General features: G+C 70.9%; 21 protein-coding genes. 14 read left to right on the top strand and 7 right to left on the bottom strand.

The window, feature by feature from the left end; all coding sequences use genetic code 11:
* Window positions 1-76: 76 nt before the first annotated feature.
* From mptB to ACFYWJ_RS17205, 4 genes are all read left to right on the top strand, one after another.
* Complete coding sequence (gene mptB, locus ACFYWJ_RS17220) at window positions 77-1,795, top strand: polyprenol phosphomannose-dependent alpha 1,6 mannosyltransferase MptB (protein WP_355281273.1); 1,719 nt, start codon at window positions 77-79, stop codon at window positions 1,793-1,795.
* Window positions 1,792-2,724 (top strand): ABC transporter ATP-binding protein, encoded by a 933-nt coding sequence (locus tag ACFYWJ_RS17215; RefSeq protein WP_355281274.1) that lies wholly within the window; start codon window positions 1,792-1,794, stop codon window positions 2,722-2,724. Before mptB ends, ACFYWJ_RS17215 begins: the two co-directional genes overlap by 4 nt.
* On the top strand, window positions 2,721-3,503 hold the full coding sequence (locus ACFYWJ_RS17210) for an ABC transporter permease (RefSeq protein WP_355281276.1): 783 nt from the start codon (window positions 2,721-2,723) through the stop codon (window positions 3,501-3,503). Before ACFYWJ_RS17215 ends, ACFYWJ_RS17210 begins: the two co-directional genes overlap by 4 nt.
* Before the next feature lie 66 nt (window positions 3,504-3,569).
* Window positions 3,570-4,544 carry a heme A synthase gene (locus ACFYWJ_RS17205; RefSeq protein WP_355281278.1) on the top strand — a complete coding sequence of 325 codons (975 nt, stop codon included), beginning with the start codon at window positions 3,570-3,572 and terminating at the stop codon, window positions 4,542-4,544.
* A 63-nt stretch (window positions 4,545-4,607) separates the two neighbouring features.
* Here ACFYWJ_RS17205 and ACFYWJ_RS17200 read toward each other — a convergent pair whose 3' ends face one another.
* Complete coding sequence (locus ACFYWJ_RS17200) at window positions 4,608-4,976, bottom strand: hypothetical protein (RefSeq protein ID WP_355281280.1); 369 nt, start codon at window positions 4,974-4,976, stop codon at window positions 4,608-4,610.
* A gap of 76 nt (window positions 4,977-5,052) precedes the next feature.
* Between ACFYWJ_RS17200 and ACFYWJ_RS17195 the strand changes: the two genes are divergently transcribed.
* On the top strand, window positions 5,053-6,018 hold the full coding sequence (locus ACFYWJ_RS17195; protein ID WP_355281281.1) for a quinone oxidoreductase: 966 nt from the start codon (window positions 5,053-5,055) through the stop codon (window positions 6,016-6,018).
* Window positions 6,019-6,104: 86 nt separating this feature from the next.
* On the opposite strand, the gene ACFYWJ_RS17190 is transcribed toward ACFYWJ_RS17195, so the two are convergent.
* Entirely contained in the window at window positions 6,105-6,704 is a 600-nt protein-coding gene (locus ACFYWJ_RS17190; protein ID WP_355281283.1) for a TetR/AcrR family transcriptional regulator, read from the bottom strand.
* 96 nt (window positions 6,705-6,800) lie between these two features.
* On the opposite strand from ACFYWJ_RS17190, the gene ACFYWJ_RS17185 reads away from it, so the two are divergent.
* Window positions 6,801-8,315 (top strand): FAD-dependent monooxygenase, encoded by a 1,515-nt coding sequence (locus ACFYWJ_RS17185; protein WP_355281285.1) that lies wholly within the window; start codon window positions 6,801-6,803, stop codon window positions 8,313-8,315.
* Between the two features lie 67 nt (window positions 8,316-8,382).
* Here the strand turns inward: ACFYWJ_RS17185 and ACFYWJ_RS17180 are convergent, their stop codons facing one another.
* Window positions 8,383-9,372, bottom strand: a complete 990-nt coding sequence (locus ACFYWJ_RS17180) for a heme o synthase (RefSeq protein WP_357345164.1) — start codon at window positions 9,370-9,372, stop codon at window positions 8,383-8,385.
* A gap of 442 nt (window positions 9,373-9,814) precedes the next feature.
* Between ACFYWJ_RS17180 and tkt the strand changes: the two genes are divergently transcribed.
* From tkt to ACFYWJ_RS17145, 7 genes are all read left to right on the top strand, one after another.
* A complete protein-coding gene (tkt, locus tag ACFYWJ_RS17175; protein ID WP_355281287.1) occupies window positions 9,815-11,956 on the top strand; it encodes a transketolase in 2,142 nt (713 codons plus the stop codon).
* 5 nt (window positions 11,957-11,961) lie between these two features.
* Window positions 11,962-13,098 carry a transaldolase gene (gene tal, locus ACFYWJ_RS17170; protein ID WP_355281289.1) on the top strand — a complete coding sequence of 379 codons (1,137 nt, stop codon included), beginning with the start codon at window positions 11,962-11,964 and terminating at the stop codon, window positions 13,096-13,098.
* A gap of 4 nt (window positions 13,099-13,102) precedes the next feature.
* Window positions 13,103-14,677, top strand: coding sequence for a glucose-6-phosphate dehydrogenase (gene zwf / locus ACFYWJ_RS17165; RefSeq protein ID WP_355281290.1), 1,575 nt, complete (start codon window positions 13,103-13,105; stop codon window positions 14,675-14,677).
* Complete coding sequence (gene opcA, locus ACFYWJ_RS17160) at window positions 14,674-15,582, top strand: glucose-6-phosphate dehydrogenase assembly protein OpcA (RefSeq protein WP_355281291.1); 909 nt, start codon at window positions 14,674-14,676, stop codon at window positions 15,580-15,582. The genes zwf and opcA overlap by 4 nt, the downstream gene beginning before the upstream one ends.
* Window positions 15,575-16,360: a 6-phosphogluconolactonase gene (gene pgl / locus ACFYWJ_RS17155; protein ID WP_355281293.1), complete on the top strand. Its 786-nt coding sequence runs from the start codon at window positions 15,575-15,577 to the stop codon at window positions 16,358-16,360. The genes opcA and pgl overlap by 8 nt, the downstream gene beginning before the upstream one ends.
* Before the next feature lie 122 nt (window positions 16,361-16,482).
* Entirely contained in the window at window positions 16,483-17,223 is a 741-nt protein-coding gene (locus ACFYWJ_RS17150; RefSeq protein WP_355281295.1) for a PaaI family thioesterase, read from the top strand.
* A gap of 223 nt (window positions 17,224-17,446) precedes the next feature.
* Window positions 17,447-19,603: a thiamine pyrophosphate-dependent enzyme gene (locus ACFYWJ_RS17145; RefSeq protein ID WP_355281297.1), complete on the top strand. Its 2,157-nt coding sequence runs from the start codon at window positions 17,447-17,449 to the stop codon at window positions 19,601-19,603.
* A gap of 15 nt (window positions 19,604-19,618) precedes the next feature.
* Here the strand turns inward: ACFYWJ_RS17145 and secG are convergent, their stop codons facing one another.
* On the bottom strand, window positions 19,619-19,852 hold the full coding sequence (gene secG, locus ACFYWJ_RS17140) for a preprotein translocase subunit SecG (RefSeq protein WP_218718250.1): 234 nt from the start codon (window positions 19,850-19,852) through the stop codon (window positions 19,619-19,621).
* Window positions 19,853-19,886: 34 nt separating this feature from the next.
* Complete coding sequence (locus tag ACFYWJ_RS17135; protein ID WP_378830512.1) at window positions 19,887-21,473, bottom strand: MFS transporter; 1,587 nt, start codon at window positions 21,471-21,473, stop codon at window positions 19,887-19,889.
* 117 nt (window positions 21,474-21,590) lie between these two features.
* Here ACFYWJ_RS17135 and ACFYWJ_RS17130 point away from each other — a divergent pair, with 117 nt between their 5' ends.
* Window positions 21,591-22,379, top strand: coding sequence for an META domain-containing protein (locus ACFYWJ_RS17130; protein ID WP_355281301.1), 789 nt, complete (start codon window positions 21,591-21,593; stop codon window positions 22,377-22,379).
* Between the two features lie 63 nt (window positions 22,380-22,442).
* Here the strand turns inward: ACFYWJ_RS17130 and tpiA are convergent, their stop codons facing one another.
* Together tpiA and ACFYWJ_RS17120 are read right to left on the bottom strand one after the other, a co-directional pair.
* The gene (tpiA, locus tag ACFYWJ_RS17125; RefSeq protein WP_355281303.1) at window positions 22,443-23,228 is read right to left on the bottom strand and encodes a triose-phosphate isomerase; all 786 of its coding nucleotides are present in this window, start codon (window positions 23,226-23,228) and stop codon (window positions 22,443-22,445) included.
* 3 nt (window positions 23,229-23,231) lie between these two features.
* Window positions 23,232-24,446, bottom strand: a complete 1,215-nt coding sequence (locus ACFYWJ_RS17120; RefSeq protein ID WP_316575305.1) for a phosphoglycerate kinase — start codon at window positions 24,444-24,446, stop codon at window positions 23,232-23,234.
* Between the last annotated feature and the right edge of the window lie 2 nt (window positions 24,447-24,448).

The raw sequence follows: 24,448 nt of genomic DNA, 5'->3' as shown, positions 1-24,448 counted from the left end.
TGATCGGCGCTGGTCGACGACGCGGCACCGACCGGAGCACCACCGGTCGCGGCGCGCCGCACTAGGCTCGCTCTCCGTGGCGGTACTGGAGGGCGCGGCGCGCAAGACACTGGCGTTCGGGAGGCGAGCTCTCGGGCTCGACGTGCCGACCCCTGATCACACCGTCGCGGTGCTGCACCGCGACGAGAACGAGGTCCCCGGCCTCGACCGGCGCGAGCGCGCGCAGCTGGACCGCATCCGGCTGATGGGCGCGACCGGCGCGGTCCTGATGGCGATCGCGGCGCTGGGCATCGGCGCGCAGCCGGTCCACCAGAACCCCGTCTCGGGCATGCGGGTCCTCGGCATCTTCGCCAGGGCGCACACCGGTTCGCTGGCGATGTGCATGTTCGGCACCGTGCTGGTGATCGGCGCGTGGCTGCTGCTCGGCCGGTTCGCGGTCGGCGGGCTGGCCGGGTCGCCGGTGCACCGGCTGACCCGGTCGCAGCTGGACCGCACGCTGCTGCTGTGGATCATCCCGCTCAGCGTGGCACCGCCGATGTTCAGCAACGACGTCTATTCCTATCTGGCGCAGAGCGAGATCGCCGCGCGCGGCATCGACCCGTATCTGGAGGGTCCGGTCGCCGGGCTCGGCATCGACAATGTCCTCACCAACAACGTGCCGACCATCTGGCGCGACACCCCCGCGCCGTACGGCCCGCTGTTCCTCTGGATCGGCCGCGGCATCGCGGAGCTGACCGGGGACAACATCATCGCCGGGGTGTGGGTGCACCGGTTGCTCGCGCTCGCGGGCGTGGCGCTGATCGTGTGGGCGCTGCCGCGGCTGTCGGTGCGCTGCGGTGTCGCGCCGGTGAGCGCGCTGTGGCTCGGCGCGGCCAACCCGCTGGTGCTGTTCCACCTGGTCGGCGGCGTGCACAACGACGCGCTGATGCTCGGCCTGATGCTCGCGGGCGTGGAGCTGATGCTGCGGGCGATCTACGGCAACGGCGGCACCCCCGATCGACTGAACGGCACCGGTCTCGCGCCCTTCGACGCGCGCGCCTATGGGCTGCTGATCGGTGGCGCGGTGGTGATCACCCTGTCGTCGTCGATCAAGTTCACCTCGATCATCGCGCTCGGCTTCGTCGGAATGGCGCTGGCCCGTCGCTGGGGCGGCGACCTGAAGGCGGTGGTCAAGGCCGCGCTGCTGCTCGGCGTGATCGCCGGGGTGACAACGCTGTTCGTGAGCTCGGTGAGCGGTCTGGGCTTCGGCTGGATCTTCACGCTCAACACCGCCAGCGCCGTGCGCAGCTGGATGTCGTTGCCGACCGTCATCGGCATCATCACCGGATTCGGCGGTGTCCTGCTCGGGCTCGGCGACCACACGACCGCGCTGCTGTCGATCACCCGGCCGATCGCGGCGGCGGTCGCGGCCTACATCACCGTGCGCATGCTGGTCGCCACCGGCACCGGCCGGCTGCATCCGGTCGGCGCCCTGGGCGTCGCGCTCGGTGCGATCGTGCTGCTGTTCCCGGTGGTCCAGCCCTGGTACCTGCTGTGGGCGATCGTGCCGCTGGCCGCCTGGGCCACCCAGCCGGTGTTCCGCGTGCCCGCCGTCGCGTTCTCCGCGGTCGTCTCGATGCTGGTGATGCCACGGGGGGCGGAGTTCCAGGTCTTCCAGATCATCGGCGCCGCACTGGCCGCCGCGGTCTGCTTCGCGTTGTTCTTCGCGCTCACCCGTCACTCCCTGCCCTGGCGGGCTCAGCCGGGGGTGTCGGCTCCGTCACAGGAGGGCACGGCTTACCGTGTGACATCGTGAGAAGTCGCTCCGGACCCGCTGTTGGCGTCGACGGCGTGGTCAAGCGCTACGGCGAGACCACCGCGGTCGACGGCCTGCGGTTCGAGGTCGAGCAGGCCCAGGTGTTCGCGCTGCTCGGCCCCAACGGCGCGGGCAAGACCACCACGGTGGAGATGTGCGAGGGCTTCGTGCGCCCCGACGCGGGCACGGTCCGCGTCCTCGGCCTCGACCCGATCGCCGATTCCGAGCAGCTGCGTCCCCGCATCGGCGTGATGCTCCAGGGCGGCGGCGCCTATCCGGGCGCGCGGGCCGGTGAGATGCTCGATCTGGTCGCCGCCTATTCGGCCGACCCGATCGATCCCGACTGGCTGCTGTCCACCCTCGGCCTGCAGGACAACCGCAGGACGCCGTATCGCCGCCTGTCCGGCGGCCAGCAGCAGCGGCTCGCGCTGGCCTGCGCGCTGGTCGGCAGGCCGGAGATCGTGTTCCTCGACGAGCCGACCGCCGGGCTCGACGCCCAGGCGCGCCTGATCGTGTGGGAGCTGATCGACGCCCTGCGCCGCGACGGCGTGAGCGTGGTGCTGACCACGCACATGATGGACGAGGCCGAGCAGCTCGCCGACCAGCTGGTGATCATCGACCACGGCGAGATCGTCGCGCAGGGCACGCCCGCCGAGGTCACCGCGCACGGCGCCGCGGGCCAGCTGCGCTTCTGCGCCCCGCCGAAGCTCGATATCGCGCTGCTGAAATCGGCACTGCCGGAAGGTTTCTCGCCACGGGAGACGACGCCGGGCACCTACCTGGTGGAGGGCGAGATCAACCCGCAGGTGCTGGCGACCGTCACCGCCTGGTGCGCCAGGATGGACGTGCTCGCCACCGACATCCGCATCGATCAGCGCCGCCTCGAGGACGTCTTCCTCGAACTGACCGGACGGGACCTGCGCGGATGACCGAGACCACCAGCCGGTTCCTGCCCGGCACCTTCGCTCCCGACCCGCGCCCCGCCACCCGGCGGACGATGCTGATCGCGCAGACCGGCCTCGAACTGAAGCTGCTGCTGCGCAACGGCGAACAGCTGCTGCTCACCATGTTCATCCCGATCACCCTGCTGATCGGCCTGACCCTGCTGCCGTTCGGCGAGCTCGGCGAGCACCGGGTGGACAAGGTGGTGCCGATGGTCATGATGACCGCGGTGATGTCGACCGCGTTCACCGGCCAGGCCATCGCCGTCGGCTTCGACCGCCGCTACGGCGCGCTCAAGCGGCTCGGCGCGACCCCGCTGCCCCGCTGGGGCGTGATCGCGGGCAAGTGCGCGGCGGTGCTGATCGTGGTCGTGCTGCAGGCGATCCTGCTCGGCGCGATCGGCGCCGCCCTGGGCTGGCGGCCCGGGATCGGCGGCCTCGCGCTCGGCGCGCTGGTGATCGCCCTCGGTACCGCGACGTTCGCGGCGATGGGCCTGCTGCTGGGCGGGACGCTCAAGGCCGAGGTCGTGCTGGCGCTGGCCAATATCCTCTGGTTCATCATGCTCGGCGTCGCCAGCCTGGTGCTCGTCGGCGACTCACTGCCCGATGCGCTCACCGTGCTGGTTCGGCTGGTGCCCTCCGGCGCGCTGGCGTTCGCCCTGGAATCGGCGCTGACGGGCGCGGTCGACTGGTTCGCGGTCGCGGTGCTCGCGGTGTGGGGCGTGCTGTGCGGCTGGCTCGCGACCCGCCTGTTCCGGTTCAGCTGAGTGATCAACGACGCACTGTAGTAGCCCTGGTATCGGTCGGGATTTCGCGGCCAGTACCATCGTGACGTGCTGTATCGCGCCTTCGTTGGCCTCGTCGACCGGCTGCCGCTCCCCTCGCTGCGGGTGCAGCGGCTCATCGCGCTCGCGGTGATCCTCAGCCAGGCCGGAATCTCGGTGACCGGCGCCGTCGTGCGCGTCACCGCGTCGGGCCTGGGCTGCCCGACCTGGCCGCAGTGCTTCCCCGGCAGCTTCACCCCGGTGGGTGTCTCGGAGGTGCCGGTCCTGCATCAGACCGTCGAGTTCGGCAACCGGATGCTCACCTTCGCGGTGACGCTGTGCGCCGCGCTGATCGTGCTCGCCGTGGTCCGGGCCCGGCGCCGGCGCGAGGTCCTCGTCTACGCGTGGCTGATGCCCGGCGGCACCGTCGTGCAGGCGATCATCGGCGGGATCACCGTGCGGACCGGCCTGCTGTGGTGGACGGTGGCCGTGCACCTGCTGGCCTCGATGGTGATGGTGTGGCTGGCGGTCGTGCTGTACGCCAAGATCGGCCAGCCCGACGACGGCATCGACACCGTCCAGGTGCCCGCTCCCCTGCGCTGGCTCACCGCGCTCAGCGGCGTCGCGCTGGCCGGGGTGCTGATCGCGGGCACGCTGGTCACCGCCGCGGGCCCGCACGCGGGCGACAAGAGCATCGACCGGCCGGTGGCCCGGCTCGAGGTCGAGATCGTCACGCTGGTGCACCTGCACTCGCAGCTGCTGGTGGGCTATCTGGCGCTGCTGATCGGCCTGGCCTTCGGCCTGTTCGCCGTCGGCATCACCCCCGCGATCCGGGTCCGCCTGTACGTGCTGCTCGGGCTGGTGCTGTCACAGTCGCTCGTCGGCATCGTCCAGTACTTCACCGATGTCCCCGCCGCGCTGGTCGCCATCCATGTCGGTGGCGCGGCCGCGTGCACGGCGGCCACCGCCGCGCTGTGGGCCTCGCTGCGGGTCCGCGAGCAGGTGTGCGCGCCAGCGCCGGTGTCGTCGGCCGCCGCGCACTGACCTTCCGCAACGACGACAGCCCGCGATCCGAGGATCGCGGGCTGTCGGGCGTTCGGGCCGGGATCAGGCGCCGGCGAAGAGCTTCCAGTTGCGCGCCTTCGGGAACTTGGTCTGGTGGGCGACCCAGCCAGCCATCTTCTTCCAGTGCGCCTTGGTCGGCGTGACGACGGAGACCAGCTCGCGGTTCCACTCGTCGGCCTCGGTCAGCCCGTCGACCCGCTCGACCAGGGCCTTCGCGGTCGCCAGGTCGGCCACCACGCGGTCGCCGAGAATGCCGTCGGCACCGACCAGCGTGATGCGCACACCCTGCTCGCCGATGTACTGCAGCACGGCCGTGCCCGAACCGCCGTGCTCGGCGACGAACTTGGCGACGGACTTCTCGACCTCGGCAGGCACCTTCACGGCGACGGGGGCGGCGGTGGTAGCACTCATGGGCCAGAGTTTACCGGCCGGTAGTCGCGAGTCCACCCCCGAGTGGCGTCGAACACGGGGTGTACAAAGGAGACTCATGCGCGCCATTCAGGTTTCCGAGCACGGTGGTCCCGAGGTCCTGCGGTACGTCGAGGTGGCCGATCCGCAGATCGGGCCCGGTCAGCTGCTGGTCGACACCCAGGGCGTCGGCGTCAACTACATCGATATCTACTTCCGCACCGGCCAGTACCCGCAGGCGACTCCGTACATTCCGGGCTCCGAGGGCACCGGTGTCGTCGCGGCGGTCGGCGCCGAGGTCACCGAGTTCGCCGTGGGCGACCGGGTCGCCTGGGCAGCGGCGCCGGGCAGCTACGCGGACAGGGTCGCCGTGGACGCGGCGGTGGCGGTGAGGGTGCCCGATGCCGTCGACCCCACCGTGGCGGCCGCCGCCCTGCTCCAGGGCATGACCGCGCACTACCTGATCGAATCGGTGTTCCGGCCCGAGCCGGGCGACCCGGTGCTGATCCACGCGGGCGCCGGCGGCGTCGGCCTGCTGCTCACCCAGATGGCCGCCGCCAAGGGCGCGCGGGTGATCACCACCGTCTCCACCGACGACAAGGAGAAGCTGTCCCGCGAGGCGGGCGCGGCGGAGGTCCTGCGCTACGGCGACGACCTGGCCGCGCGGGTCCGCGAGCTCACCGACGGCGACGGTGTCGCGGTGGTCTACGACGGTGTCGGCGCGAGCACGTTCGAAGCGAGCCTGGCCGCGCTGCGCGTGCGCGGCACTCTCGCCCTGTTCGGCGCCGCCAGCGGTGCGGTCCCGCCGTTCGACCCGCAGCGCCTCAACCCCGCCGGGTCGCTCTGGCTGACCCGCCCGTCCTTGGTCGCCTACACCCGCACCCGCACCGAATTCCTGTGGCGCGCGACGGATGTGTTCGACGCCATCGCGGCGGGCACGCTGACCTTCCGGATCGGCGCGACCTACCCGCTCGCGGACGCGGCCCAGGCCCACCGGGATCTCGCCGCGCGCAAGACCACCGGCTCCCTCGTCCTGCTGCCCTAGGGACGTCGGCTCACCTCGGGCTCCCGGCGGATCCATGCCCACTGCCGCATCCGCCGGGGACCCGCACACCCCGGCGGGGCGCGAGGTCAGTAGTCGCGACCGGTGAGCCCCCGGTAGACGAAGCGCGTGATCGACTCGATCGCCTCCTCGTCACCGATCGTCACCGAGCCGTCCGCCACCATCCGCAGCATCCCGTCGACCGCCGCGAACATCATCGCCAGACTGGCGTCCACGGTCCCCGGCAGCCGGAGCCCGCGCTCGGGGAAGTCGGCGATATGGTCGGCGATGTCGGCACGCTGCGCCGCCCCGAATCCCGCGATGACGCGGGCGAATTCGGGGCTCACCTGCGCCGCCTGCTCGATCGCCCGCAGCACCGCGGCGTGCTCGCGCGCGAAGGTCCAGTAGCCGCGCACGTGATAGCGGATCGCCGCCGGATCGGTGAAGTCCCCGTTGTGCTCGGGATCGGCCGCGCGCTCGTCGCCCGCCGCCGCGATATCGGCCAGCAGCGCCTGCAGCAGTTCCTCTTTGCTCGCGAAGTGGTTGTAGAACGACCCGGCCGCCCGGCCCGCGGTGGCGGTGATGTCGGTGATCTTCGCGTTGAGGTAGCCATGTTCGGCGAACACCTGCCGGGCCGCGTCCTTGAGCGCCTGCTCGGTCTCCGCGGATTTCTCGCGCCTGCCTGCCATCCGAGGCCACCTCCTTGACAAGCACCGTACCAACGCTGAAACTGAATTCATATTCACTGAATGTGAATTCAGTTCTTGTCGCAGGAGGCAGTTCGCATGACCGACCAGGTACTCGTCGCCGGTGCGGGCCCGACCGGGCTCACCCTCGCCATCGATCTCGCGCGGCGCGGCGTCGCCGTCCGGGTCGTCGACCGGGCGGCGTCGGCCTTCCAGGGCTCGCGCGGTGACGGCATCCAGCCGCGCACGCTCGAGGTGTTCGACGATCTCGGCGTCCTCGACGCGGTGCTGGCCGCCGGGCGCGACCTCCCGGTGATGCGCGCCTACTTCGGGGGCGAGTTCGCCGGTGAGCGACGGATGGCCGAGCCGGTCGCGCCGACCCCCGACGTGCCGTACCCGAACGCGTGGGTGCTCGGCCAGTCCGACACCGAGGCGATCCTGCGGGACCGGCTGGCCGAGCTGGGTGGCCAGATCGAATTCGGCACGGCGCTGGTCGAATTCACGCAGGACGCCACCGGCGTGACGGTGATCCTGGAACGCGACGGCCGCCGGGAGACGGTGCGCACGCGCTATCTGGTGGGTGCCGACGGCGGGGCGAGCACGGTCCGCAAGCGCCTGGGTATCGCGTTCGAGGGCAGCACCGACGATTCGATCAGGATGCTGCTCGGCGATGTCCGCGTCGACGCCCTCGACCACGAGTTCGGCTACTGGTTCGCCGCGGCGGCCGACCAGCCGATGACCGGATTCGCCCTGTCACCCCTGCCCGGCGGGCGCCGCTTCCAGTTCGCCGCCCCGCTCTCGCAGGACCAAGCCGCCGACCTGGCCACCCTCCAGGAGCTCGCCGACCGGCACGCGCCCGCGCTGGACCTGACCCTGACCGATCTGTCCTGGGTCACGGTGTGGCGCCCCAACATTCGCCTCGCCGCGCGGTTCCGGGACGGCCGGGTGCTGCTCGCGGGCGACGCCGCACACGTCCACCCGCCGACCGGCGGCCAGGGCCTCAATACCGGCGTCCAGGACGCCTACAACCTCGGTTGGAAGCTGGCCGCGGCCCTCGCGGGCGACCCGGCCCCGCTCGACACCTACGAACCGGAACGCCGCACCGTCGCCGCCCAGGTCCTCGGCCTGAGCACCGCGCTCCTCGACAAGCTCGTCGACGGCGACGAGGACGCGATGCGCCGCGGCCCCGAGACCCGCCAGCTCGGCATCTCCTACCGCTCCCCCGCCGAGCGGGGTCCGCTCGTCGCGGGCGACCGCGCGCCGGACGCCCCGCTCGTGGACGCCACCGGTCGTCGTATCCGGCTCTTCGATCTCTTCCGCGGCCCGCACGCCACCCTGCTGCGTTTCGCACCGGCCGACGCCGCGCCGCACCCCAGCACACCCGACACCGACCTCGCGCTGACCGCACTCCCGGCGAACGACGCGTCCGTCGGCGCTCCCCCGATGCGCACGGTCGAGATCCACCGCGCCGACGGCCCGCATCACCCCGCGGTCACCGAGCTCGCCTCCACCACCCTGGTCGACACGGACGGACACGCCTTCACCGCCTACGCGGCCACCCCCGGCACCCAGATCCTGATCCGCCCGGACGGCCATCTGGCCCGCCGCTGGTGAACGGAACCGATGCCGGACACAACGGCGGCCGGGCAGTGTCTGCCCGGCCGCCGTTCGTGTGCGGGATCTACAGCCCGATGAAGGAGCCCACCGTGTTCCAGCCGAGCACCGAGTCCACGGCCAGCCCGCAGAACACCACGGCCAGGTAGTTGTTCGACTGCAGGAACAGCCGCAGCGGCTTCACCGACTCACCGCGCCGCACGCCGGCGTAGAGCTGGTGGGCCATCAGCAGGAACCAGGCGCCCGCGACCAGCGCGACCGCGGTGTAGATGACACCGGTCGCCGGGACCAGGGCGAGCGTGGCCAGCACGGTCAGCCAGGTGTAGATGACGATCTGCTTGGTGACGACCTGCTCGGTCGCGACCACCGGCAGCATCGGCACGCCGGCCGCGCGGTAGTCCTCCTTGTAGCGCATCGCCAGCGCCCAGGTGTGCGGCGGCGTCCAGAAGAAGATGACGGCGAACAGCACGATCGCGGGCCAGCCGATGGTGCCGGTGACCGCGGACCAGCCGACCAGGGCGGGCATGCAGCCCGCGGCGCCGCCCCAGACCACGTTCTGCGAGGTCCGGCGCTTGAGGCCCTTGGTGTAGACGAAGACGTAGAACAGGATCGTCGCGACGACCAGCACGCCGCTGAGCAGGTTGGCCTGCCACCACAGCCACGCGAACGAGATCGCGCCGAGGGCGACACCGAAGACCAGCGCGTGCCTGGTCGGCACGGCGTCGCGGGCCAGCGGGCGCCGCGCGGTCCGTTTCATCACCTTGTCGATGTCGGCGTCGGCGACACAGTTGAGGGTGTTGGCGCTGGCCGCGCCCATCCAGCCACCGAACAGGGTGACCAGGATCAGCCGGATGTCGACGGTGCCACGATCGGCGAGCAGCATGGTCGGGATGGTGGCGACCAGCAACAGCTCGATGACGCGCGGCTTGGTGAGCGCGATGTAGGCGAGCGGCTTGCGCAGTACCTTGGAGACCAGGCCGTCGCCGGAGAGGCGATCGGCGAGCGCCGTCGAGGAATTGTGCGCACCGCTACTACCCGGCTGGGGATCGATCCGCACTGTTTCTCCTCGCACGCTGTGCTTCGCATCCGGCATTGGAACGAGCAGCGCGCGGCTGCGGCGCGGCCACTACTACAGACGATGGTAGACCCACGCCGATGCCGCTCCGCGCCAGGCCCCTGCCACCGTGGGCGCGGTCACCGCGCCGCTCGCGGCCCTCGCCCGGCCGCACGCGGTGGTGAACCGGCATCGACATGCAGGTGAACGGCACCGCGGACACGCCACCGTCCGGCGCGCCGATCGATGCCGCCCACACCGGGAGACGACGCCCGGGTCGGCACTAGACTCACAACCAGGGTTCGCGCCGGTCCCACCGAGCACCACCACTAGGGTATGGATGTACATCGGTACGCACCCCCGGCCGCGTGCGATCCGCATCAGACACCCATCGCCGCTGCCATGTATCGCCGTCGACGAAACCTAGGTCAGGAGAACCACGGTCGTGTCAGTCACAGACGACATTCGCGCCCTCACTCAGCGGAACTACCCCAGCGACTGGACGGACCTCGACACCAAGGCCGTCGATACCGCCCGCGTGCTCGCCGCCGACGCCGTGCAGAAGGCGGGCAACGGGCACCCCGGCACCGCGATGAGTCTCGCGCCGGTCGCCTACACCCTCTTCCAGCGCACCATGCGCCACGACCCGGCGGAGCCGCGCTGGGTCGGCCGCGACCGGTTCGTGCTCTCCTGTGGGCATTCCAGCCTCACCCTGTACGTGCAGCTGTACCTGGCCGGTTTCGGCCTGGAGCTGACCGACCTCGAGGACCTGCGCCAGTGGGGCTCGCTGACCCCGGGCCACCCCGAGTTCCGGCACACCGACGGCGTCGAGATCACCACCGGCCCGCTGGGCCAGGGCCTGGCCTCCGCGGTCGGCATGGCGATGGCCGCCCGCCGGGAGCGCGGCCTGTTCGATCCCGAGGCCGCGCCGGGCACCAGCCCGTTCGACCACTTCATCTACACCATCGCCTCCGACGGCGACCTGCAGGAGGGCGTCACCGCCGAGGCCTCCTCGATCGCGGGCACCCAGCAGCTGGGCAACCTCGTGGTGATCTACGACGACAACGAGATCTCCATCGAGGACGACACCGACATCGCCTTCACCGAGGACGTCGCCAAGCGCTACGAGGCCTACGGCTGGCACGTGCAGATCGTCGAGGGCGGCGAGGACGTCGTGGCGATCGAGGCGGCCATCGAGGCGGCCAAGGCCGAGACCGGCAAGCCGTCGATCATCATCCTGCGCACCATCATCGGCTTCCCCGCGCCGAACAAGATGAACACCGGCGGCGTGCACGGCGCGGCGCTGGGCGCCGACGAGGTCGCCGCGGTGAAGAAGGCGCTGGGCTTCGACCCGGAGAAGTCCTTCGACGTCGACCCGGCCGTCATCGAGCACACCCGCGGGGCGCTCGGCCGCGGTGCCGAGGCGAAGGCGAAGTGGCAGCAGGGTTTCGACGCGTGGGCCGAGGCCAACCCGTCGAACAAGGCGCTGTTCGACCGCCTGCAGACCCGCACCCTGCCCAAGGGCTGGGTCGAGGCGCTGCCGGCCTTCGAGACCGATCCCAAGGGCATGGCCACCCGCAAGGCGTCGGGCAAGTTCCTGGCCGCGGTCGCCGACGAGCTGCCGGAGCTGTGGGGCGGTTCGGCCGACCTGGCCGAGTCCAACAACACCACGATGCCCAACCAGCCGAGCTTCGGCCCGGAGTCGATCTCCACCGGCATGTGGAAGGCGCAGCCCTACGGCCGCACCCTGCACTTCGGCATCCGTGAGCACGCGATGGGCTCGATCCTCAACGGCATCGCGCTGCACGGCCCGACCCGTCCGTACGGCGGCACCTTCCTGGTGTTCTCCGACTACATGCGCCCGGCCGTACGCCTGGCCGCGCTGATGCGGGTGCCCGCCATCTACGTCTGGACCCACGACTCCATCGGTCTCGGCGAGGACGGCCCGACCCACCAGCCGATCGAGCACCTGGCCGCGCTGCGCGCGATCCCCGGCCTCAACGTGGTCCGCCCCGGCGACGCCAACGAGACCGTGCACGCCTGGCGCACCATCCTCGAGCGCGACTCCGACGAGCACACCTCGCATTTCCACACCTACGACGCCCCGCACCAGGACGGCCCGTCCGCGCTGGCGCTGACCCGCCAGGACATCCCGACGCTCGACGGCACCAGCTACGAGGGTGTCAAGAAGGGTGGCTACATCCTGGCCGAGGCCTCCACCGGCACTCCGCAGGTCATCCTCATTGGCACCGGTTCCGAGCTCCAGCTCGCCGTCGCCGCGCGCACTACGCTGGAGGAGCAGGGCATCCCGACCCGCGTGGTCTCGATGCCGTGCGTGGAATGGTTCGACGCGCAGGAGCAGGGTTACCGCGACGAGGTGCTGCCGCCTTCGGTGCGTGCCCGGGTGGCCGTCGAGGCCGGTATCGCGATGCCGTGGCACCGGTTCGTCGGTGACGCGGGTGAGGTCGTCGGGATCGAGCACTTCGGCGCCTCGGCCAACTTCAAGAAGCTGTACTCCGAGTTCGGTATCACCGCCGATGCCGTCGTCGCCGCCGCGCTGCGTTCGACCGACAAGGTGAAGGGGTAAAACCAATGGCACAGAACGAGAATCTCGCCGCGCTCTCGGCCGCGGGCGTCTCGGTGTGGCTCGACGACCTGTCCCGTGAGCGGATCGAGTCCGGCAATCTCGCCGACCTGATCGCGACCAGGAGCATCGTCGGCGTCACCACGAATCCGAGCATCTTCCAGGCGGCGCTGAGCCAGGGCCACGAGTACGACGGTCAGCTGAAGGAACTCGCGGCCCAGGGCGCCGACGCCGACGCCGCGATCCGCACCATGACCACCGACGACGTGCGCGCCGCCTGCGACGTGCTCGCCCCGGTGTTCGAGGCCAGCAACGGCGTCGACGGCCGGGTGTCGATCGAGGTCGACCCGCGCTTCGCCTTCGACGCGGACAAGACCGTCGCCCAGGCCATCGAGCTGTGGAAGATCGTCGACCGCAAGAACCTGTTCATCAAGATCCCGGCCACCGAGGCGGGCCTGCCCGCCATCACCTCGGTGATCGGCGAGGGCATCAGCGTCAACGTGACGCTGATCTTCTCGGTGCCGCGCTACCGCGCGGTGATGGGCGCCTACCTCGACGGTCTGCGCAACGCCAAGATCGGCGGCCACGACCTGGCCAAGATCCATTCCGTCGCTTCGTTCTTCGTCTCCCGCGTGGACACCGAGATCGACAAGCGGCTGGAGGCGATCGGCACCCCCGAGGCGCTCGCGCTGCGCGGCAAGGCCGGCGTCGCGAACGCCCGGCTCGCCTACGCCGAGTACCAGGACGTGTTCGACGGTGGGGCGCACACCTCCACCTACAACCACCTGGCCGCGCAGGGCGCCAACCGGCAGCGGCCGCTGTGGGCCTCGACCGGCGTGAAGAACCCGGACTACCCGGACACCCTCTACGTCACCGAGCTCGTCGGCCCGAACACCGTGAACACGTTGCCGGAGAAGACGTTGCAGGCCTTCGCCGATCACGGCGAGGTGCGCGGCGACACGCTCAGCGGGCTGGGTGTCGAGGCCGCGCAGGTCTTCGCCGACCTGAGCGCGGTCGGCATCGACTTGGACGACGTGTTCGACCTGCTCGAGCGCGAGGGCGTCGACAAGTTCGAACAGGCGTGGAACGAACTGCTGGAAGCCACCACCGGCGAACTGAACTCCGCGGCGGCGGGGGGCAACTGACCCGATGGCCGGCACAGCATCGAGCGATCGGGCGGCGGGGCTGTGGCACAACCCGCTGCGCGACGAACGAGATAAACGGGTTCCCTTCATCGCGGGACCCTGCTGCATGGTGATCTTCGGTGTCACCGGAGATCTGTCCCGCAAGAAGCTGATGCCGGCCATCTACGACCTCGCGAACCAGGGCCTGTTGCCGCCCGGGTTCGCACTGGTCGGCTTCGCCCGGCGCGACTACGCCCACGAGGACTTCGCCGCCGTCGTCCTCGACGCCGTGAAACAGCACGCGCGCACCCCCTTCCGCCAGGAGGTCTGGGACCACCTGGCGGAGGGCGTGCGTTTCGTCCAGGGCAGTTTCGACGACGACGCCGCCTTCGCGACGCTCGCCGACACCCTGCGGACCCTGGATGCGACCCGCGGCACGGGCGGCAACTACGCCTTCTACCTGTCGATTCCGCCGAATATGTTCCCGGTGGTGCTCGACCAGCTCTCCGAGCACAAGCTCGCCCAGCCCACCGGGACCGACGCCGACGGCTACCTGCCGTGGCGCCGGGTGGTGATCGAGAAGCCCTTCGGGCACGACCTGGCCAGCGCCAAGGAACTCAACGCGCTGGTCAATCGGGTGTTCCCGGAGGAGCAGGTCTTCCGCATCGATCACTATCTCGGCAAGGAGACGGTGCAGAACATCCTGGCGCTGCGCTTCGCCAACGAGCTGTTCGAGCCGATCTGGAACGCCAACTACGTCGACAGCGTGCAGATCACCATGGCCGAGGACATCGGTCTCGGCGGGCGCGCCGGGTACTACGACGGCATCGGCGCCGCCCGCGACGTCATCCAGAACCATCTGCTGCAGCTGCTGGCGCTCACCGCGATGGAGGAACCCACCTCCTTCGAGCCCCAGCAGCTGACCACCGAGAAGATCAAGGCGCTCTCGGCCACGAAACTCGTCGAGCCACTGGACGAGACGACCGCGCGCGGTCAGTACACCGAGGGCTGGCAGGGCAGCGAGCACGTGGTGGGCCTGCACGAGGAAGAGGGCTTCGACCCGCAGTCGCGCACGGAGACCTACGCCGCGATCACCGCGCACGTGGAGAACCGCCGCTGGGCGGGCGTCCCGTTCTACCTGCGCACCGGCAAGCGCCTCGGCCGCCGGGTCACCGAGATCGCGGTGATCTTCAAGCGCGCGCCGCACCTGCCCTTCGACCAGACGATGACCGAGGAGCTCGGCCAGAACGCGCTGGTCATCCGGGTGCAGCCGGACGAGGGCATCACCCTGCGCTTCGGTTCCAAGGTGCCGGGCTCCGGCATGGAAGTGCGCGACGTGAACATGGACTTCAGCTACGGCGAGGCGTTCACCGAGTCCTCGCCCGAGGCCTACGAGCGGCTGATCCTGGACGTGCTGCTCGGCGTGCCCTCGCTGTTCCCGGTGAACGCGGAGGTCGAATTGTCCTGGCGCATCCTCGATCCGGTGCTGGCGCACTGGGCCGCCGACGGCAAGCCCGAACCCTACGAGGCGGGCACCTGGGGTCCGGCCTCGGCCGACGAGATGCTCGCGCGCAGCGGGCGGGAGTGGCGGCGCCCGTGATCGTCGACATGCCCGACACCACCACGGTCGACGTGGCCAAGAAGATGGTGCAGCTGCGCGAGACCAACGGCGTCATCACCCAGGGCCGGGTGCTCACCCTGGTGGTCTGCACCCTGGACTCCTCCGAGGCCGAGGACGCGATCGACGCCGCCAACGACGCCAGCCGCGAACACCCCTGCCGGGTGATCGTGCTGGCCCGCGGTGACCGCGACGCCGACACCCGCCTCGACGCCCAGATCCGGGTCGGCGGCGACGCGGGCGCGGCCGAGGTGATCGTGCTGCGGTTGCAGGGTCCGCTGGTGAACCACGAGAGCAGCGTCGTCACCCCGTTCCTGCTGCCCGACACCCCCGTGGTGGCGTGGTGGCCGCGGGGCGCGCCGGAGTTCCCGTCGATGGACTCCGTGGGCAAGCTGGCCAAGCGCCGGATCACCGACGCCACCTTCGCGCCCGATCCGCAGGCCGCGATCAAGAAGCGGCGCTACTCCTACGCGGTGGGCGACACCGATCTCGCGTGGAGCCGGATCACCTACTGGCGGGCGCTGCTGGCGGCCGCGCTGGACGAGCCGCCGTTCGAGCCGGTCACCTCGGTGACCGTGTCGGGCCTGGCCAGTGAGCCCGCGCTGGACACCCTGGCGGGCTGGCTGGCCGCGCGGCTGAACTGTCCCGTCGTCCGCCGGACGGGCGAGCTGAAGGTGGAGCTGCACCGCCGCACGGATTCGATCGCCATCAGCAGGCCGCAACTGGGAAGAACCGCAACGCTGACCCGCACCGGCGAACCCGACCAGCGCATCGCGCTGGCGCGCCGGGAAACTCGCGACTGCCTCGCCGAGGAACTGCGCCGGCTCGACGCCGACGAGATCTACGCCGAGGCACTCGCCGGAATCGAGAAGGTGACCTATGAGTGAGCACATCGACGTGCACGACGAACTCGGCGCCGAATTCCCCGCCAACACCGTCGAAGTCCACGACGATCCCGACGGTCTCGCCGATGCCGCGGCCGAACGCTTCGTCGAGGTGATCGTAGCCGCGCAGGCCGAGCGCGGTACCGCCTCGGTGGTGCTCACGGGCGGCAGCGACGGCATCCGGCTGCTGGAGCGGGTCCGGCGCGACCCGGGCGACATCGACTGGTCGACCCTCTACGTCTACTGGGGCGACGAGCGTTTCGTGCCCGACGGCGACCCGGACCGCAACGAGCTGCAAGCCAGGCAGGCGCTGCTCGATTTCGTTCCGCTGAACCCCGCGCACGTGTTCCCGATCGCGCCGTCCGACGGCACCTACGGCTCCCCGGAGGCCGCGGCCGCCGCGTACGCGCAGATCGTGCACACCGAGCTCGACGAGCGCGGCGAGTTCGACCTGACCGTGCTCGGCATGGGGCCCGAGGGGCATATCAACTCGCTGTTCCCGCATTCCCCGGCGATCCGGGAGACCACGGATTACGTTGTCGCGGTTCATGACTGCCCGAAGCCGCCGCCCACCCGGGTGTCGCTGACGCTGCCCGCCGTGCACCGTTCCCGCCACGTCATGCTGGTGGTCAGCGGCGTCGGCAAGGCCGCCGCGGTCACCGCTGCCGTCAACGGGGCCTCCCCCGACGACGTGCCCTCCGCCGGCGCGGTCGGCATCGAATCGACCACCTGGGTCGTCGACGAGGCCGCCGCCGCGGACCTGCTCCTCGACGAGGAGTAATCGCGTCACCGAAGGGCCGGGTCCTACTGGGCCCGGCCCTTTCGTGTGGACACCCTGTCGGCCTGCGGTGCCGCATCGATATCGTCGGAGGTGTTCGACCGGCCGAAAGGGTGACCACCAGCATGATCCAGACCGAGACGGTGACGATTCCGGCCCATGTGCACGGCTATCCGCAGGTGGCGTTCGGCGGGTACGTCGCGGGCCTGCTGGCGCGCCGCTCCGGCGCCGACACGGTGTGCGTCGATTTCCGCCGCGCGGTCCCGATCGAGACCCCGATCGCGCTGCCCGCGGGCGCACCGGGTCACGCGACCCTGACCGACGCGGACGGCACCGTCCTCGCCACCGCCGCGCCCGCCGACCTCGGCATCACCGCACCGCCCGGCCCGTCCTGGTCCGCCGCCAAGCGGGCAGCCGACGCCGCGCTCGCCAGCCCGCACCGCCCGGTGACGGACTGCTTCGGCTGCGGTGTCGAGTGCTCCCCCGGCCACGGCCTGCGCCTGTTCCCCTGGCCGGTGCCGGACCGGCCGATGGTCGCCGCCGCCTGGACCCCCGATCTGAGCCTGGCCGACGCCACCGGCGAACTCCCACCGGAGATCGTCTGGTCCGCCCTCGACTGCCCCGGCGGCATCGCCGCGTGGACGTTCCAGAAGATGGCCCGCGGCGCCGTCACCGCGGCGCTCACCGCCACCCGCTTCCGTCCGGTCCCGGCCGGCGCGGAGTACATCGCCCACGCCTGGCCGATCCACGCCGAGGGTCGCAAATACACGGTGGGTGTCGCCCTCTCCACCCGCGACGGCGACCTCTGCGCGCTCGCGGAGGCGCTCTGGGTCGTCCCCCGCGAGCAGACACCACCGGCCGAGTAGCGCCCGCCGAGCAGGCACGCGCGCCGACCGGGCGGGCATCGCGGTCGCGGGGCCGATCGCGACATCCACCGAGTGTCCGGGCCCGAACGGCCGAGTTCGGCGGCCGGAGCGCCTAGCATCGGAGTCCTGGCAACGCCGGCGAACGGACGTCGACTCGACTCGAGCGAGGAGTGGTGACGATGCGCGATCTGCGAGGAGTGGGTGCGGCCGACGGAGCGCGGCCATGAGCGGGGCGGTCGATCTCGACGCGGCCTTCCGGACGGCGCTCACGGAGCTGACGGTCCCGCCACGCACCGACGGGCCACCCGCGATCGACGCGGCCGTCGGGCTGGAGATCTTCGAATCCCAGGTGACCAGCAGGCATCTCGATCTGACCGCCCGGCGGCTCGGCGCGGCACGGCAGGGGTACTACAGCATCGGGTCCTCGGGGCACGAGGGAAACGCGGCGGTGGCGGCGGCCCTGCGGGTCGACGATCCGGCCCTGCTGCACTACCGGTCCGGGGCCTTCTTCGTGCAGCGCTGCCGTCGGGTGACCGGCCTCGACCCGATCCGGGACGTGCTGCTCGGCGTCGTCGCGGCGGCCGCCGATCCCATCTCCGGCGGCAGGCACAAGGTGTTCGGCAGCAAGCAGGCCGCGATCATCCCGCAGACCTCGACCATCGCCTCGCACCTGCCCCGCGCGGTCGGCCTGGCCTTCGCCCTGGATCGGGCCGCCCGCCAGGGGATTCCGTGCCCGTGGCCCGCCGACGCGGTGGTGGTGTGCAGTTTCGGCGACGCCTCGGCCAACCACTCGACCGCGGCGGGGGCGATCAACGCCGCAGTGCACGCCTCACACCAGGGCGTGCCGATGCCGATCGTGTTCGTCTGCGAGGACAACGGGCTCGGCATCAGCGTACCGACGCCGCCGGACTGGATCGAGCGCGACTACGGGCCGCGGCCGGGCCTGACCTACCTCGCCACCGACGGCTGCGATCTGCCCGATGTCCTCGGCGCCGCGGACGACGCGGTGCATCTCGCCCGGACCTGGCGGGTGCCGGTCTTTCTGCACGTGCGCACGGTGCGGCTCGGTGGGCACGCGGGCTCCGATGTCGAGGGCGCCTATCGCGGCCCGGCCGAGATCGCCGCCGATCTGGCCCGCGATCCGCTGCTCGGCACCGCCCGCTACCTGCTGTCGGCGGGGATCGCCGACACCGCCGACCTGCTCGCCCGCTACGACCGGATCGGCGGCGCGGTACGCGACACGGCGGAGAAGGTGGTGCGCGAGCCCCGGCTGAGCTCGGCGGGCGCCGTCACCGCCCCGCTCGCGCCCGCCACCCCGGACGCGGTCCGTGCCGATGTCCTGCGCGACCACGTCGACACCACCGACCAGCCCCCGATGACCGTCGCCCAGGCGATCAACCACACCCTGGGCGACCTGCTCGCCCGCGACCGCGACGTGCTGGTCTTCGGCGAGGACGTGGGCCGCAAGGGCGGGGTCTACGGCGTCACCAAGGGGCTGCGCAAGCGGTTCGGCGCGCGCCGGGTCTTCGACACCCTGCTCGACGAACAGAGCATCCTCGGTACCGCGCTGGGCACCGCGCTCGCCGGGTTCGTGCCGATTCCGGAGATCCAGTACCTGGCGTATGTGCACAATGCCGCCGATCAGATCCGCGGCGAGGCGGCGACGCTGTCGTTCTTCTCCAACGGGCAGTACCGCAATCCGATGGTGGTGCGGATCGCCGGACTCGCGTATCAGAAGGGCTTCGGCGGTCACTTCCACAACGACGATTCCCTGGCGGCGCTACGGGACATCCCGGGGGTCGTGCTGGCCGTGCCCGCCCGCGCCGACGACGCGGCGGCCATGCTGCGGACGTGTGTGTCCGCCGCCAGGGTCGACGGCCGCGTGTGCCTGTTCGTGGAACCGATCGCCCTGTACCACACCAGGGATCTGCATCCGGGCGACGAATCCTGGCTCGCCACACCGACCTCCGACCACGTGCCGATCGGGCGCGCCCGCGTCTACGGCGAGGGCACCGACCTCACCCTGGTCACCTTCGGCAACGGGGTACCGATGAGCCTGCGCACCGCCGACCGGCTCGCCACCCAGAACATCCGGGTCCGCGTCGTCGACCTGCGCTGGCTCAACCCGCTCCCGATCGCCGACCTGCTGCACCACGCCGAGGCGAGCGGGCGGGTGCTCGTCGCCGACGAGACCCGCCGCGCGGGCGGGGTGTCGGAGTCGGTGTTCGCGGCACTCGTCGACGCGGGGTTCCAGGGCACGCTCGCCCGCGTCACCAGTGCGGACAGCTTCGTGCCCCTCGGCCCGGCGGCCGACACGGTGCTGCTCGGCGAGGAGGCCATCGAGGCGGCCGCGCAGCGGGTGGTGTGGTCGGTGGTCTAGCGACCTCGGCACAACTCAGGCGAACTTGATCTCCAGGCCGATGCCGAGGATCGCGATCAGCCAGACGAGGCCGACGAAGATGGTGATGCGGTCGAGGTTCTTCTCGACCACGGTGGAGCCGGACAGGCTCGACTGGACGCCGCCACCGAACAGGCTGGACAAGCCGCCACCCTTGGCGCGGTGCAGCAGCACCAGCAGCACCAACAGGACGCTGGTGATCACAAGGAGGATATCGAGGAACAGCGACATGGCGCCCATCCTATGGGGTCGACGGGCGGCAGGTCTAACCAGGCTCGACCGCGACCAGGTGGGACACCGTTTCCGCCCCGGCCGACCAGCCCGCGACCATCAGCTCGATCTCCTGATCGCGAGCGGTCAACCGGACCTGATGCTGGTGCATGTGCTCGGCCCAGGACCGCACCACGAACGCTTCGACGAACCGGTCGACGGTGCCGACGTCGCGGTAGAGCCGCCACTCCATCGCCCCGGTCCGCTGCCGGGACCGTCCGACCAGCGCCATCGACTCGGTGAACACCGCTACGTCCTCGGGCGGCACGTCGTAGCCGCGCATCACCAGGACCGGGCCGTCCTCCGGGTCGGGCTCGACGACGAGCTGCGGTTCCGGCCAGAACGCCGCCGGGGAGAGATCGATGTCCTCCACGTTGTGCCGGATCGGCCACCACACCGTGCTCACCGCGCAGCAGGCCAGCAGGACCGCCGCGATCAGCAGTGCCGTCACCGCGCCGTACGCGCCCGCGACCAGGCCCCACAGCAGCGAGCCGATGGCCTGCCCGCCCATGAAGACCAGCATGTACACCGACAGCCCGCGTGCCCGCACCCACGCGGGCAGCAGCAGCTGCATCGTCGAGTTCAACGTCGACATCGCCAGCAACCAGGCGAGACCGGCCCCGACCAGCAGGATCAGCACCAGCGGCACGTTCGGCACCAGCGCGGTCGCCACCGCGCCGAGCCCGAACAGCACCGCCGCCAAGGCGAGTCGCTGGGTCGGGGTGAACAGCACCCGCAACCGGGACAGGCCGAGCGCGCCGCACACCGCACCCAACCCGAGCGCGCCGAGCAGCAGGCCGTAGCCGTCGGAGGCCAGGCCGAGCCGGTCGTGCGCGATCACCGGCAGCAGCGACCACACCGCGCTCGCCGGCGCGATGAACAGGATCGCGCGGAACAGCACCCGCCGGATCGCGGGCGCCGCGCGGATGAACCGGGTGCCCGCCTGGAGCGCCGCGAGCGGGCGTTCGCTCGGCAGGGTGCGCGGCCGGGTCGGCCACTTGGACACCAGCAGCACCGCGACGATCCCGACGAACGACAGGGTGTTGAACCCGAAGACCACCGTCGGCCCGGCGATCGACACGATCACACCCGCGACCGCGGGCCCCACCGCGCGACCGATATTGATGCTCATACTGCCCAGCGCGGCCGCGGAGGTGATCTGGTCGCGCGGCACCAGCTCGGGCTGGATCGCCTGCCACGCGGGCGCGGTGAGCGCCTGTCCGCAGCCGAGCAGGAACAGCAGGGTCAGCAGGACCGCGGGCGTCGTGTGCCCGGTCGCGGTGAACACGGTGAGGGTGAGCGAGGCCAGTGCCATTCCGGTCTGCGCGCCGATCAGCAATCTGCGCCGGTCGACCAGGTCGGCGAGCACCCCGGACGGGATGGACAGCAGCATCACCGGCAGGGCCAGCGCGGTCTGCACGAACGACACCAGCGCCGCCGCGTTCGGCGCGTCGACCAGGATCCACTGCGCGCCGACGGTCTGCATCCAGGTGCCCAGATTCGACACCAGCTGCGCGATCCACAGCGCCCGGTACACCGGCGACCGCAACGGCGCCCACGTCGACACCGGTTCCGCCGTCACGCTGCTCACCCGCCGAGCATATCCCTGGCGAACGGCCGGGGACGGGCGCGCAACGGCGCGCGACCCGGTGTACTCGGGCAACGGATTCGCCGCACCGCGAGCCGTACGATGGGCGACATGTCGGCAACACTGATCCGTCTCGCCGCGCTCTGTGTGCTCGCCACCGCCGCGGCCACGGCCTGCTCCTCCTCGGAAGAACCGAAGGCCCCCGACGACTCGGCGACCCCGATGGGCCACACCTACATCTCCACCGAGGTCGACGGCGACAGCATCCCCGGCGGCGGTCCGATGACGCTGACCTTCGCCGACGGCCGGATCTCGGCGAACTCGGGCTGCAACACCAGCAGCGGCACCGTCGACCTGAGCAACCACATCCTGCACACCTCCCCGCTGGCGGGCACCCTGATGGCGTGCACCGGTGACCGGGGCCGCGCGGACGCCTGGCAGAACACCTTCCTGGAGTCCGACCCCACCTGGCGCCTCGACGGCGACAAGCTGACGCTGACCGGCAAGACGGTCACCGTCCACCTCACCGACAAGAAGATCGTCACCCCGGACAAGCCGCTGCTCGGCACCACCTGGGTGGTCACCACCCTGCTCACCCCACAGGGACAGGTCCGCTCCACCACCCTCGACGAGGTGAGCCCGAACCTGACGATCGGCGAGGGCGGCACGGTCACCGGGATGGCCGGCTGCAACCGGATGACCGGCACGGCGGGCATCGGCCCCGGCGACGCGGTGAACTTCGCCGTCGCCACCACCAAGATGATGTGTGCGCCGGAGGTCATGGAGGTCGAGAGCAGCGTGCTGACCGCCCTGGACGGCCGCACCACGGCCACCGTCGACGGCGACACCCTCACCCTGCGCAACGACAACGGCAGCGGCCTGGTCCTGCACGCGCAGTAGCGCCGAACGCCGAAAGGGCCGGAAACCAGTGCGGTTTCCGGCCCCTCGTCGCTGTCTACCCGATCAGGGCAGCGGTCCACCCGCGGCGATCGCCGACAGGGTGGCGAACTCGTCCGCCTTGAGCGAAGCACCGCCGACCAGGGCGCCGTCGATGTCGGGCTGACCGACCAGCTCGCCGACGTTCTTGGCGTTGACCGAACCGCCGTAGAGCACGCGGACACCCGCGGCGACCTCCGGCGAGGCCAGCTCGGCCAGCTCGGCCCGGATCGCGCCACAGACTTCCTGCGCGTCCGCCGCCGAGGCGACCTTGCCCGTGCCGATCGCCCAGACCGGCTCGTAGGCGATGACGACCTGCGAGATCTGCTCGGCCGTCAGGCCCTTCAGCGAACCACGCAGCTGCTCGAGGTTGTACTCGACGTGCGTGCCCGCCTCGCGGACGCCCAGACCCTCACCGATGCAGACGATCGGGGTGATCTCGTTCTTCAGCGCCTGCTTGGTCTTGGCCAGCACGGTGGCGTCGTCCTCGTTGTGGTACTGACGACGCTCCGAGTGCCCGACCACCGCGAAGGTGCAGCCCAGCTTGGCCAGCATCGACCCGCTGATCTCGCCGGTGTAGGCACCGGAATCGTGCACCGACACGTCCTGCGCGCCGTAGGTGAGCAGGAGCTTGTCGCCCTCGACCACCGACTGCACGCTGCGCAGGTCGGTGAACGGCGGGATCACCGACACGTCGACCTTGGCGAAGTACTTCTCCGGCAGCGCGAAGGCCACCTTCTGCACCAGTGCGATGGCCTCGAGGTGATTGAGGTTCATCTTCCAGTTGCCCGCGATGAGCGGTTTCCGTGCCATCGCTCAGCCCTCCAGCACCGAAATACCGGGCAGCTCTTTGCCTTCCAGGTATTCCAGGGACGCGCCACCACCGGTGGAGATGTGCGAGAAACCGTCGTCGGGCAGGCCGAGGGTGCGCACGGCGGCCGCCGAGTCGCCGCCGCCGACCACGGTGAACGCGCCCTTGCCGGTCGCGGTCACGATGGCCTCGGCCACCCCGCGGGTGCCCGCGGCGAACTTCTCGAACTCGAACACGCCCATCGGGCCGTTCCAGAACACCGTCTTCGCCTCGGTCAGCAGCGCGGCGAACCGGGCCACCGACTCGGGGCCGATGTCCAGGCCCATCCAGCCGTCGGGGATCTCGGTCGAGGCGACCGTCTTCGCGTCGGCGTCGGCGGCGAACTTGTCGGCCGCGACGATGTCGACCGGCAGGTGCAGCACGTCGCCGAAGCGCTCGAGCAGATCCTTGCAGGTGTCGATCATCTCTTCCTGCAGCAGCGAGGTGCCCACCGAAAGGCCCTGTGCGGCAAGGAAGGTGAAGCACATGCCGCCGCCGATCACCAGGGTGTCGACCTTGGGGGCCAGCGCCTCGATGACCGCGAGCTTGTCGGAGACCTTGGAGCCGCCGAGCACCACCGCGTACGGGCGGGCCGGGTCCTGGGTGAGCTTCTGGAGCACCTCGACCTCGGCTGCCACCAGCGTGCCCGCGTAGTGCGGCAGCTGCTGGGCGACGTCGTAGACCGAGGCCTGCTTGCGGTGCACCACGCCGAAACCGTCGGAGACGAATGCGCCGTCGTCACCGACCAGCTCGACGTAGGCCGCCGCCAGCTTCGCCCGCTCGGCGTCGTCCTTGCTGGTCTCGCGCGCGTCGAAACGCACGTTCTCCAGCAGCAGCACGTCGCCGTCGGTGAGGCCTTCGGACCGCGAGAGGGCGTCGTAGCCCACCACGTCACCGGCCAGCTGGACATTGCGGCCCAGCAGCTCGGCCAGCTTCACGGCCACCGGCGCCAGCGAGTACTTGGCGTCCGGCTCGCCCTTGGGACGGCCCAGGTGCGCCATCACGACCACCTTGGCGCCGGCCTCGACCAGCGCCTGGATGGTCGGCACCGAGGCGATGATGCGGCCCGGGTCGGTGATCTGACCGTTGTCGTCGAGGGGGACGTTCAGGTCGGAGCGCACGAGCACGCCCCGGCCTTCGACGCCCTCGGCCAGGAGATCCTGCAGTGTCTGAACAGTCATCG

Origin of the sequence: Nocardia sp. NPDC003269, assembly GCF_042888005.1 — a bacterium.
Lineage (GTDB): Bacteria > Actinomycetota > Actinomycetes > Mycobacteriales > Mycobacteriaceae > Nocardia.
This window is presented reverse-complemented; position numbering and strand designations above follow the sequence as displayed.